At 37.2% G+C, this 12771-nt stretch carries 11 protein-coding genes; 6 read left to right on the forward strand and 5 right to left on the reverse strand.

Features of this window, described 5'->3' with window-relative positions; genetic code table 11:
* Positions 1-174 precede the first annotated feature (174 nt).
* Positions 175-486: a hypothetical protein gene (locus F7R24_RS14355; protein ID WP_151671954.1), complete on the reverse strand. Its 312-nt coding sequence runs from the start codon at positions 484-486 to the stop codon at positions 175-177.
* 207 nt (positions 487-693) lie between these two features.
* On the opposite strand from F7R24_RS14355, the gene F7R24_RS14360 reads away from it, so the two are divergent.
* On the forward strand, positions 694-1158 hold the full coding sequence (locus F7R24_RS14360; RefSeq protein ID WP_151671955.1) for a hypothetical protein: 465 nt from the start codon (positions 694-696) through the stop codon (positions 1156-1158).
* 2113 nt (positions 1159-3271) lie between these two features.
* On the opposite strand, the gene F7R24_RS14365 is transcribed toward F7R24_RS14360, so the two are convergent.
* Complete coding sequence (locus F7R24_RS14365; RefSeq protein WP_151671956.1) at positions 3272-3685, reverse strand: hypothetical protein; 414 nt, start codon at positions 3683-3685, stop codon at positions 3272-3274.
* 368 nt (positions 3686-4053) lie between these two features.
* On the opposite strand from F7R24_RS14365, the gene F7R24_RS14370 reads away from it, so the two are divergent.
* The 4 genes from F7R24_RS14370 (at position 4054) to F7R24_RS14710 (ending at position 8084) form a co-directional block, all read left to right on the forward strand.
* Complete coding sequence (locus F7R24_RS14370; protein WP_151671957.1) at positions 4054-4425, forward strand: hypothetical protein; 372 nt, start codon at positions 4054-4056, stop codon at positions 4423-4425.
* 42 nt (positions 4426-4467) lie between these two features.
* Positions 4468-5397 carry an HNH endonuclease gene (locus tag F7R24_RS14375; protein ID WP_240776130.1) on the forward strand — a complete coding sequence of 310 codons (930 nt, stop codon included), beginning with the start codon at positions 4468-4470 and terminating at the stop codon, positions 5395-5397.
* A 168-nt stretch (positions 5398-5565) separates the two neighbouring features.
* Positions 5566-6438, forward strand: a complete 873-nt coding sequence (locus F7R24_RS14380) for an exonuclease domain-containing protein (RefSeq protein WP_151671959.1) — start codon at positions 5566-5568, stop codon at positions 6436-6438.
* A 212-nt stretch (positions 6439-6650) separates the two neighbouring features.
* Entirely contained in the window at positions 6651-8084 is a 1434-nt protein-coding gene (locus tag F7R24_RS14710) for an SNIPE associated domain-containing protein (RefSeq protein WP_151671960.1), read from the forward strand.
* A gap of 915 nt (positions 8085-8999) precedes the next feature.
* On the opposite strand, the gene F7R24_RS14390 is transcribed toward F7R24_RS14710, so the two are convergent.
* Complete coding sequence (locus F7R24_RS14390) at positions 9000-9419, reverse strand: hypothetical protein (protein ID WP_151671961.1); 420 nt, start codon at positions 9417-9419, stop codon at positions 9000-9002.
* A gap of 349 nt (positions 9420-9768) precedes the next feature.
* On the opposite strand from F7R24_RS14390, the gene F7R24_RS14395 reads away from it, so the two are divergent.
* A complete protein-coding gene (locus F7R24_RS14395) occupies positions 9769-10803 on the forward strand; it encodes a hypothetical protein (protein WP_151671962.1) in 1035 nt (344 codons plus the stop codon).
* 465 nt (positions 10804-11268) lie between these two features.
* On the opposite strand, the gene F7R24_RS14400 is transcribed toward F7R24_RS14395, so the two are convergent.
* On the reverse strand, positions 11269-11547 hold the full coding sequence (locus F7R24_RS14400) for a PLDc N-terminal domain-containing protein (RefSeq protein ID WP_151671963.1): 279 nt from the start codon (positions 11545-11547) through the stop codon (positions 11269-11271).
* 493 nt (positions 11548-12040) lie between these two features.
* Positions 12041-12388 (reverse strand): hypothetical protein, encoded by a 348-nt coding sequence (locus F7R24_RS14405; RefSeq protein ID WP_151671964.1) that lies wholly within the window; start codon positions 12386-12388, stop codon positions 12041-12043.
* Between the last annotated feature and the right edge of the window lie 383 nt (positions 12389-12771).

Here is a 12771-nt window from a genome sequence, read left to right on the forward strand (position 1 = left end):
GATGACGGGGACTTCTAAGTACTGAGTGACGCAGAAAACAACCAGAGTAGCGTAACCTCTAATACCAGTTATTTGCTGCAAAAAAACTGCGGCATATAACTGCGGTTTTTAACCAGCGTTAACAACATTCACCTATCAACACAAATAACGATTATAACATCTGGCTGATGAACTTTATTTGAACAACTGATCCGGATCACAAAGATCAATACCTTTAAGTTTAACCAGACGCTCCCTCAGTCGTTTGAAGGCTGTATCGCTGAAGTCTTCCCCTCGCCTAGACTTGTATCCAGCAGCATTCAAAAACTTTACAAGAGCAGTAGCTTTGATAGCACCACTCTTTCTTAAAGAGGATTTGATCTTCATAAGTCCATGAAGATACACCTTGAACTTGTGATCACTCATAAGCTGATCAAACAGCTCAAGAGCGTGATCATCTGCAAGAGTTGCATTCTTTTGTGTAGCCTTGCTCGTTCTAATAGCCATTTAGAAACAACACTTTAAAGTTAATTTAAAACCACCTGACGGAATGTAAAAAAACAACTTAATAAATACTAGCACAACACCACTGATGGAGTGCTAGTAATGAGAGTTAAATGCAAAAATGATTTTAAAAGAAAGATCTATTCCTGTGAGCTCAGAAATGCCTATGAAAGACACCATTTAACCAGAACTAGACGTGGTTACCTGCAGATGTTGCGTAGCTATGACTACATGGGTCAGATGCTACTGACCTACAGATATGAAACAAAAGATCTATCAAAGATAAAACGTATGTTACAAACTGTTAATCACTTCGTTACAGGCAAGCTATACGGAAGAAGACGGTACGAAAGAGATAATGAAAAAAACGGAATCAAATGGGTTGCTGTGGTAGAGCGAAATACATTAGATGACGGTCTTCACATACACGTTCTCATTGTTACCCCTAACACTCAGTTTATTCGTGAAGAATACAAAAACATCAGATTGAATGAAGTTTGCTCTTTTATAAAGGAAAAGTGGGTAAGTATGGGCGGAGGTATCAAAGGTAGCCATCGTTACTTCAATGATGAACAGTATCTTGAGGATACACTGAACTACCTTATGAAACAATATAACAAGGACGCAGATCATTTTCTTTTTGATCATGCTCCAAAGCTACCAAAAAGAAAATGATCAAACTGTATAAATAGTAGTACTGATTTAACTGTATAAATAAGAGTAACATTAGTATTCAACAATATGATTTCACGTAGCGTCTATGGTAATCATTGAATACTATCCCTAGTAACTAGGTACTGGTTGGAAACTCAATGCCAGTACTTGGCTGTACCCCAAAAGAAAACCAAATCCTAGAACGAGATGTATGAGAGGCTTGTGATAATATTATCTCTCAGAAAAATCCCTCAAAGAGTTTAACAAAACTTAATAGACCTTCCATTAACATTAACCCATCATTGAAAACATTAAGAAGTTCCCCATAAGTTAATAACACTCCATTTAAGTCATAGAAGAGTCCAATAAATTTCATCCATCATTCCAAACATTAAGAATGTTCCCCTAGAAGTTAATGAGAGTTAATTGAACTTCTAGAACATTCCATTAAAAATTCACCCATAATAGATAGTCTAAGTCAGTTCCTCTGATGGTTAACATGGTTTTGAATACTTCATTAAAAGACTCAAGTAAGTTAACAATTCTAATAAAAACCTAGAAAGCTCCTCCAACAAGAAACAGGTTAAAAAACTCTTTAAAATTAATCATAACATCAAAAAAATCAATAGAATCCCATAAGAAGTAATACAACTTTAAGACTGTCCTATAAAATTGAATCGTACCCTTAAAAGTTAACCATTCTCATAACATGAAACATATCTTCTAATATCACAGTAGTTTCAGGTATACAGTAAGATATTCGGTGCACCCTACTGTGCAAGGTGCACCAGTAAGTAATATGTGCACCCTATTGATATGTTATTGTAAAGAGAGGAATCTTATAGAAAACTATTAAATTCCTAAAACTCTTATAAAGATCCTTCATCTCCCTTTTAAATTTGACATACACCATCATCAAGTTTAATATGAATAATCACTTATCTAGAGATCTAATAATATGTCTTATACAAAGTATCATTTTGTTTTAAGTCCCTCTGAAACTACTAGTCTTATTCTAAACTCTCATGACTCAGTTGATATTGGTGAGATCATTAATATCGTTGATAGCTCTATCAGCAAAATGATGACCGTTAGAGGTTCTCACAATAACAGCTCCAAGAAAGATAGAATTTCTTCTAAAGCTAACAAGACTACTAAAGCCAATAAAAATAAGTCGAACAGAAGATCTGACACTAACAAAACACCCTATCAAACTCCCACCTATTCAAGCCAACTTCCATTTCTATTAGGTCATCTCAATATCATGTTAGGAGTGGTGGTTTCATTCATATCAAAGGTACTTCTAGTGGCACTGAAATGCACATCCGTAATAATGAAGCTAGTAGTATCTTTCTTGCAGTCAGAGGTAGTTCGATCACTTGTTATAGTGGCTTACTACAGCCTTCTAGCTGTTTTATCTTTCATGTTTTATGTTCTGTTCAATACCAAAACAAGGAGTGCCACCTGAATCACTAGATTGCCCCCACTCCACTTCGATTAGTAACAAGTTAAAATGAATTCAAAGACCAATAGAAGGGTCATTAGTTACCAACAGATTCACTGCTGGATAGCTTCAATACACATTAACAGATAGCAAGATTCGAATGAATCGTTTTAAAGATCTCTATAGGGGGCTAGAAGACGCTTTATACTTCACCCATAAAGATCATACTGATAAAGCATTAAAACAGCTTACAGCATTAGTTTGATAGCTCTCATGGCCACATTGAACTCCCCCATCGAATCTATTCTTTAGATCCTCTATCGGAGTAAACAGTGGATTTGGAGGGACTCACCTATGCTCTTTCACTTCACCATCTGCCAATTACTATCAACGGCAATTGAAACTTCGCGCTTGATTTAGATGTAACGAAAAAGAGGTCATTGAAGACCAAAGCAAACATTAAAATGGCAGATCGATTTTAATAAGACTAAAGGCGCCTAGGGGGCGCTTTAAATCCGACCCATAACAACCTACTAGCAAAACTCAAAAACCGCTTCTATTATTGATTTCCTAGCTCTCAGATCATACTAAATCATCAAGCCACCAGAAATCATTCATTCTTTCAATGGATAGACAGGTAATAACTGCTTTGATACCCCTACCACGAACACTGATCAATACCCATTAGATTTATTGCGGACAATACAGCCGCATATTATCCAAAGACCGCTGATCACGATTCTTGTGATAGTGATCTGTCCAGAATATACATTGAGGGGTATTCAGCTGTCTCAATCGTTCTTGTTGTCTTTGCTGTTCCAGTCTTAGCTGTTGTGATTGAACTTCACGTACCCTTGCCTCTTCAATAGCCTTGTTTGCTGATTGAGCAAGTAGCCATGCGCTTCCTGTAATGAAAGCAAAGGAGACCATCCAGATGATAAGAACAGCAGCAACAATACCAATCATGATATCAACCCACAGTGGCCTCCCCCTATGGTGGATGCGCTCATATACATACTCCCTTCTGACAGGGTTCTTCAATTCATCAGGCTCCAACCTAAAGCTATCAAGGTTCAATCCTTTTCTCTTTCCTTTATCATCCATCGTCTATGCACCTCATGCGCAAGTAATTTTGAGACTCTTGTAATCCTGAGTCCAGCTGTCAAACTAATCTACTGAATATAGGGGATTTCCCTAAGCCAATATGAGTAGCCATTATATTCATAAGAGTTTGATGATGCTAATGAAGGCTCTAGTCAGCTCATGGAATGGTAAGTATTGTTGGTATGATCACGTTAGCCAGCATAACCAAATCAGCTGAGAGGCTTCTACAGGCCTTCTGAAGACTGTTTAGCTTTACCTGTAAGAATCTAGATTGAAGGCACTAAAGAGCCCAATTGACAGGGCTTAAAGGCTTAGGAACTAGTCTAATCAGATACCAGTAATCTTTAGCTCACTACAGAGGTGATTGTTTGAGAACTCCATCATTTGAAAGAATCAACAAGACCAAACATTCAGGGAAAATCTATTTTGCTGGTTCAAGACCAGTCCACCCTAATCCAACGTGGTTTAAGTACTATTGGTGGATCTTCACTGCCGAATCTCCAATTGACGGTCATTCTTTCCTGTCCGATGAGAATAAGTTGACCTTCTTTGAGTACGAAAGAGAGTTAGAACGTTTTAAAGGTATTGGTCTTGAAGCATGGGTGTATAACATTAAACTTCACAGGCTTGTTGAAGGCTCCCCATTTGATGAGACCAAACTTAGAGCAAGAGGAATCAATGACTTTGCCCCAGCATTCTATGAAGACAAAGATCCTGTAACTTCTGATGGTTTCAAATAGCAGGACGCCAGTAATGTTTTGGGAGTAACGCTAGTGTCTAGAATGAAGAACAAGAAGAATACACTACAGCGACAACCGACAAAAGCAACCGGAGTTATATTACCACCTACTCATACACATGGACCTGTGTTAAAGGTTGACATAAATGAGTACTTGAAAGAAAAATCAAGAGTAGTAAGCATTAAAGAACTTTCAAGTAGTTACCATTTAGACACTGAACTAAAAGAAGATCATCCGAAGAAAGAAAACGATGAAGTTCATATAACTACAAATGAGAAATATCTTTCCAGTGAGAAGATAAGGAATCTAGTACTTAATGGGCAAATTCAAGATCTTCAAGATTTATGGTCTGAAAGACATAGAAAGATACTTTACAGAGAAGATGCTTGTATCATTTTAGCAAGGTTGCGGTTCTTAGAAGGCATTGATCCAAAAGAGCTACCATACACAGAACTGCTGTCCCATGAGTCCGTTGAAGAGTTTGAGCCATTATCTGTTCACAATGGTAATCACATCCCCACCAATCAGGACCCTTATGACAGCAAAGAATCAGCAACTGCTGATCAATATGAAGGTGACAAAAGATATCAAGAGATCACTCTAGCAATAAGAGACGGACAAGCCAGATTCCGAAACATGCTCTTATCACATTATGGTTGCATGTGCATGGTGACTGGTGAGAAGCTAGATTCTGTTATTGAAGCTGCTCATATCTCACCTTATGACGGAAACAAATCAAACAATATCGGCAACGGTCTTTTGTTAAGAGTCGACATACATAGATTATTCGATAAAAATCTGTTAGCCATAGAGCCAAACTCATTGACGATTCATCTTCATCCATCACTGGAAGGAACTAGTTACAGCAACTTGGACGGCAAGAAACTGCTAATCCATCAGAAAACACTAATAGATCTCAAGAAGCTTGGTGAAAGATTCAAACTATTCAGATGTCAGTCGACTCCACAATAACCACGAGAAGTGATATTGTAAGGACCTCAAACATCCATTTGGTTTCGCTACATTTCAGCTTGACTAGCTGGCCAGACCAAGTGCATGGGATAAATTTGAGCTGTCTAATTGACCATCTTCTTTACCCCATATTTGCTGCAATATGAAGCTATGACTTAAGGAACGAGTATGGAATTTGTAACTATTGATGTTGAAACAGCAAACCCCGATATGGCGTCAATTTGTCAGATTGGAATAGCTTGTTTCAAAGATGGCCTGCTCACACAAGAAAGATCAATCCTTGTAAACCCAAATAATTACTTTGATCCAATAAACGTAAGCATACATGGAATTAAAGAGTCCAGCGTTTCATCTGCACTATCATTTGAAGAGCTATACAACGATATAAAGTATCTTCTATCCGGCAAAATATGTGTTAGCCATACACACTTCGATAGAATCTCTCTGGATAAAGCCATACGAAAGCACTCACTCGATCCAATCGATGTTATATGGCTTGATTCTTCACGTATAGCTAGGCGTGCATGGGAAGAATGCGCACGGAAAGGCTACGGCCTTGCTAACATCTGCAGAATTATCGGCTATGAGTTTAAGCATCATGACGCTCTTGAAGATGCCAAAGCTTGTGGCGCAATAGTCCATGCCGCTATCGAAAAGTCTGGGATAACTATTGAAGGATGGTTGACTCAGGTTGGACAGCCAATTTCAGGATTGTCCGCATCGAGTGGAAACGCTACCTTAGAGGCCAACCCAGAAGGTGAGCTATATGGCCAATCTGTAGTATTCACAGGGGCGCTTTCAATCCCACGTAAAGAAGCTTCAGCAATGGCGGCGAATATTGGATGCTGTGTAGCTACATCAGTCACTAAGAAAATTGATTATTTGGTAGTTGGCGATCAAGACGTATCTAGACTTGGCGGCAAAGATAAAAGCTCAAAACATATCAAGGCAGAAGAACTAATAGCTAATGGCGTTCAAATCAGAATTTTGACAGAAAGTGACTTCAAAGAGCTCGTAGATTGTGTTGTTGGAAGTAGTTAGTAGCTTGTATAGGTAATGATTTAATCTTTCTAGATCTACTAGAGTTAAGAGCTAGTAAGCACAAAACATAGGGAGATTGAGGGTGGTTGCAGTCAATGGTCATACAAATCAAATGCCTCTATACTTAAATCTTGTTACATAATGTTTAAAAATTATAACCAGATACTCTAATATGAGATTTCATCTATCTAAGATAATTTGTGGAGTTAACAATGACATTGGAATTGTTCTTTGTGCTACTAAGTATTTTATTAATTGCAATATGCATTTTCCTTTTCATAAGAAATAAGAAAATAGAAAAGGAATTAACTGCTACCAAGTTAGAAAATATAGATTTTCGAGATAAGTACAGCCCCATCATTGACTTAGACCATTTGTTGAACAAGCGTAAAAATGAGCTATCTATTTTAAAAGTCAAGTACGATAAGCTGGTTCCAATTTTTCAAGAAAAACATGAAAGTTTATCTAATGACTATAGTCAGCAGATGAAAATTTATCAACAGCTTAAGTCAGAGATCGATAATCTATATGGAAACATCGATTCCGCCTCATTCGGCATATATGAACCCTATTTTGATTATGACACACCTGAAGCATTTAAAGACGCAATTAAAGACATTCGCAACAAACAAAAAGATATGATTAAAGCTGATAAAGCTGCACCTTGCGATAAAGAATGGCAAGTTGGTGGTAGCTCTAGTGAAGGCAAGAAAATGGTAAAAAAACAGTCTAAGCTAATGTTAAGGGCATTCAATGGCGAATGTGATGCAATCATAGCCAAAGTAAAGTGGGATAATATAAAGGCCATGGAATCCAGGATGAAAAAATCTTGGGAAGATATCAACAAATCTGGTCAATCCATGGAGATTTATATAGATAAAGACTATCTCGAACTTAAAATTAATGAGCTGCATTTAAATTTTGAGTTGGCTGAAAAAAGACAGCAAATCAAGGAAGAGCAGCAAGCTATCCGAGAACAGATGCGTGAAGAAGAAAAGGTTCGTAAAGAGCTAGAAAGAGCTAAAAAATTAGCAGAAGATGAAGAGAGACTTTACACAGAGGCTTTGGATAAAGCTCGTAAAGAGTTGGAAACTATTCATGGCGAGGATACTGAGGCATTTATGCATCAAATTGCTGAACTAGAAGCAAAGTTAGCAGAGGCGCATGAAAAATCACAACGTGCAATTTCTAGAGCACAGGAGACAAGATCTGGACATGTTTATATTATCTCCAACGTTGGTTCTTTCGGAAAAGATATCTACAAAATAGGTATGACGCGGAGGCTCGAACCTTTGGATCGAGTAAAAGAGTTGGGTGATGCTTCTGTGCCGTTCCTATTTGATGTTCATGGTATGATATACACAGAAGATGCACCAAGTTTGGAAAAAGCTTTACATGAGCAATTTAATGACCGTCGCCTAAATCTAGTTAACAACAGGAAAGAGTACTTTAAGGTATCTTTGTCAACAATACAGGAAGCTGTGAAAGATAGGGGGCTAGAAGTAGAACTAACAAAAGTTGTCGAAGCTCAGGAGTATAGAGAGACACTAGCTATAAGGCGAGAACTACTCTCGAAACAATCATTATCTGATCAAGAGCCCTCTAATACTATGAACTTGCCTAAGGGGTTGCCAGCATCAATATAAGGAATGGCTTATTAGCTATATTTACGTCATTCATTATAGGCTGTTCGACAACTCCTAAATACACGGAGCTCTCACCTAATTTTGATACTGACCTTTCTCATTTGAATTGCCAAGAACTGCTAGAAGAAGAAAGTAAAGCACGTAGGCTATTAATCTGGCTCAATAGCACTGAAGGAGAACAAGCTAATCATGATAAGTTCAAAGGTGTCTTTTCATTAGTTGTGTTTCCTCCTGCATCTCCGTTCTTCTTTGCTAATTCGGCAAGCAGGGAGCAAACACCGAAAAGACTTAAAATGGTTTATGATCAACTACTGATTGAAATAGATACGAAAAACTGTTTTTGAGCACCAATAAAGCCAAGGTAACCATATGAAAGTACTGAAAAACACTGTAATTCTTGTATTCGTAACAGTATTACTTGGATGTGCATCAAGCAATACAATTCATTTTGGGTCTATAGATACCAGTGAAAAAACGATATCGGCACCCCTGGCACCAAAGGGATAGTAGGACCTCTAAAACAAGTACTTTTTTCAGAAGACTGGATGGTTGATGAGTACGACTTACAACCGACACGCTACAAGCTAGTTATCAATACAGTAAGAGCCCAGCTTGTATGTTGGAATGAATTTTCTGAAGTCTCATATGAAGTTTTTCTGGTAGATACTTCAACAGGCCGTGAAATATTTGTCATTTCGGGTGATGACTGTGATGACTTTAGCAAAGCATCAACTGCTTTCAGAAACGCATTACAGAAGGCAAACTAACAATTCTTCGGCATTCTCATTACAAGGCGTTTTTCGAAATTCCACCTCAATAAAAATAATGGAGTGACAGCACGTACATTGATTCACATGCAATCACTACATCATCATTCGAAGTATGAACTTCCTTCCCCAGATCTGATCTATCGCTCTAAAAGTGAGGTACCATACTTTCCGCCTGCGCCCACAGAGCATCTACGTTAGCAACTCTTGTGAAGAGACCCTCATAGCCTCCATTAATCCCATGAACGATAGCCCATCTTGATACTGATGGGTGATTTCCAAACAAAGCACCTGCATCAGCAACATTGTTTGGAACTGAATATTCGTATGATAACGCAGGATGACCTCTAACGTTCTCTAAGGTATCGATAGGTAAAACGGATACCAAAAGCTTGTGATAATCAGGACAAGCCGAATGAGGACAGTAAAATCTCACTTCAAAGTCAGGTTTCCAGTCACCAACAGCTGGAGGGTTAGCATCCCACTCCCATCCAGCGAGATCAAAAAAAGTTGCCCATACCACTTCAAGCCTTGTTTTGAAATAAACACCATCATATTTACAGCACATATCTTTCTCCTAAATTAGTCTTCAAATACCACAACAGCAGGTTGTGTTGACTATTTAGGGACAAGTTACTGAGTGAGTTGTGTTGCAAAACAAGATAAATATGACTATACAGAATTGATAAAGTCAAAAAGTAGACAAAATTTAAGGGATTGAGATCGAGTTAAGCGACAGTGCTGGTTCTAGTTTTTGGTGTTACTACCAAGGAACCCCACCGATCATCAAAAGCAAATTCCCTAGATTAAGTACTGAGCGACGTTCAACATGCGGTTATAGCTACGGTTACGCCGCCGTATAACCGCTTATTTTTTAGGCCATTACAGCAAATATTGTACAACACGAAGGAAGTAAAATGAGTAGTAATATTTCATCAATATTAGACAACAATGAATGGAGCTGGAACTATGAGAAAATGTACATAAAACCAAACATTCCTGCTAAAAAGCTGAATGCAGCAATTAACTCATATGCCTCTGCAGTAAATCCAGATCGCGTACTTGTTCTTTTAGATGACACTGTTTTTGGCGGTTCAAAAGAGGGGTTATTACTTACTGAAGATGGAATTTACAGTAAAGAACTTTTTCAAGAGCCAAAATCATTCTCGTTTGACCAAATAAAAAGCATTGCACCTGGCACAAAAAGTAGAATCTTCATTAATAATTCAGAGTTCTTTAAAGCAACAGTTGTTGAGCACTTTGCAGTCTTAGCACTTGCGTCAAGGATCGCCACGACGCTTGGGATTAATGATGATAAAGACAGGAAGCCAGCTAAAGCAAAAACAGAACCAAGCATTAAGAATGCCAATAAAAGTAAACTTGAAAACTTACATGATAGGTCTTTATTAAATTTAAAAAGCAAGTTCGATGAAGGCTGCTTACTACTTGATGAACTAATAGATAAGCAAATGAGAATATTATTATCTCAAAGGCAAGATGTCGAGAGCGCCCTGATTAAAAGTTCAACAACGACCGTTTCTAAGGAAGATATTGAAGCACAAAGTGCTGAATTTTGCCTTTTGTTATTTCTAACGTTGCATTTCTATTCGCTTTCAAACATTTCAGATGATTTCAAAAATGGTATGGGAGAGAGTTTTCAGCTACTTCATACCCTATCTCTAATGTATGCTGAATCGTTTATGTATAATTTTGAACACATATACAACAAAAAATTTAGTATAGATGATGAAGCCCTACATATAGTTCCCTTTATGTTTATGAATAAAGATGGAGAAAGTAATTTCGATCTTAAAATGCCAAGGGAACAAGCTCTAACAATGCTATTGGAAAAGCTTGATCTTCCAAAATACACAGCTCAAAAATCCATTGGGCAGTTTGAAACTGCTGCAAACTGGTGGATGAATGCATTGGTTAGAGAAATGATGAAATAAGAAACGTTAACGTAGCCTAATAAGTATATCCAGGTGACGCCTACGGCGCACCAAGGGCATTGAAAGAGATTAGTGAAGCAAGCACCAAGAGCAGGAAGCACTTAATGTCATTCATAACAATAGGTTAGATGAGTGTAGCAACTTTAAAAGAATTAGGATTAATTAATGTTATATGGTTAATTTATTTAGGCTTTTATAAAGCATTCGATAATTAAGATATGAATTTTAACATAATAGAGCAACAAACAAATAAACTTGAATAGATATAAATAACGCAGAGTACATGTCGGATCTTTAGAATCACTTGAAGAAAAAAATTTTCAATGTTTTTTTGGTTGAAATCTGAACTCAGGAGACAATTACAAAGAAATCTAAAACAAAAGTTAGACAGTACTAAAACCTTTTATCATGAGCTAAGAATGCACTTGGGCCTTAAACACCCTAGCTCACATTTAAAGTAACTTATTAATCTTTAGGCTTTTCAGCAAGCCACTCTGCAGATTTTTTTGCAACTTTACCTGACTCTTTGGAAAGCTTACCAAGTGTAGAAAAATAGCTTCTAAGAAATCCAGGTAATAAGTTTTTGAAGGGATAAATAAAACCTGCAATAGGGAAGAAAAATATTACTGCAAGAAATAGTAATTTATATATTCTTCTTATATTAGCTCCGATTATAGACACAAAAGAATATAACCAAAGACAAGCCAAAACTATGAAGAACAAGACAATTAAAGGATTTTCCATAAACACTCTCTATGCTAGGATCTACTATAACAATATTATATTAGTGGATATGACGAAGTTAAGCAAGGAAAATACCTTTTAAACAACTTAACCTATTTCCATCATGTCTTTTGATAATAAAAATCATTACCATCAATTATAAGATCTGAGCTAGTTGCCGATCTAGAGTCTTTCCATTCCAAACGCTCATAATGATGTGTTAATCAGTATGGTTTAGTGCTTCTTTCAAGAGGCACTATTGAAACCAATAACCTCTTCAATCAAGTTTTACCATTGAGGTTTCCGTATAAGCATCTGTTGAGTGGATGTAGCGCATAGTTTCAGTGATGTGTTTATGGTTGGGGTTGGGGTTATTGATATGGCTACTCACTCTTACACCGAAGGTGCCACCATTGTAACCAAGCTGGTCACTACACTCCATCAAGGGAAATCCAATAATATTTGCGGTGTGATACCAAATCTGAAGATCAAGTATCACACCGCAAAAATTTAGCTATTTACATTTACCAGTTGATTTAGCAAAAATATTTGCTATATTTTCATTACTAAAACCATCAGCTTGATAAGCGCCACCTTTCATCATAATATCGTCGACTTCTTGGTTAAACTCTACGATTTGAAGATTGAAATTTGTATCTGTGACAATACAGTCTGATACTAAATTATCTGGGAATACTGGAAAGTCTGCCAATATAATCACATGGTCTTCATGATCTCCCCAAATGTAATCATCAAAACCAAGTATCAAGTATGAGTATGTATCTTGATTAGCAAAAGTTTTTGTACCGACCAATGCTAGTAAAGCAACCATTGCAACGAGTGCCAATTTTAGTTTTTTCACTCTTCACTTCCTCTTTGTAAGTTGAAAGCACTTTATAATTCATAAAAACTAAAACATCAATTAATACAAGGTATTAGCATAATCGATGAAGCAGGACTAGTATCAACTTAATGAGACTTTATTCTATGACCTGATGTGGCCTACATTACGTCCATAGGTGCCACTAGAGTTAATGGTGTTTTTTAGAGTGCTATATATTACAATAGGTTAGGAGTAATATAGAGGCGCTCGCCACCTCCACCAAATTGCACTAAGGTGTTAACGCTGGTTAAAAACCGCAGTTATATGCCGCAGTTTTTTTGCAGCAAATAACTGGTATTAGAGGTTACGCTACTCTGGTTGTTTTCTGCGTCACTCAGTACTTAGAAGTCCCCGTCATCATT

This window comes from Nitrincola schmidtii (genome assembly GCF_008973715.1).
Classification (GTDB): domain Bacteria; phylum Pseudomonadota; class Gammaproteobacteria; order Pseudomonadales; family Balneatricaceae; genus Nitrincola; species Nitrincola schmidtii.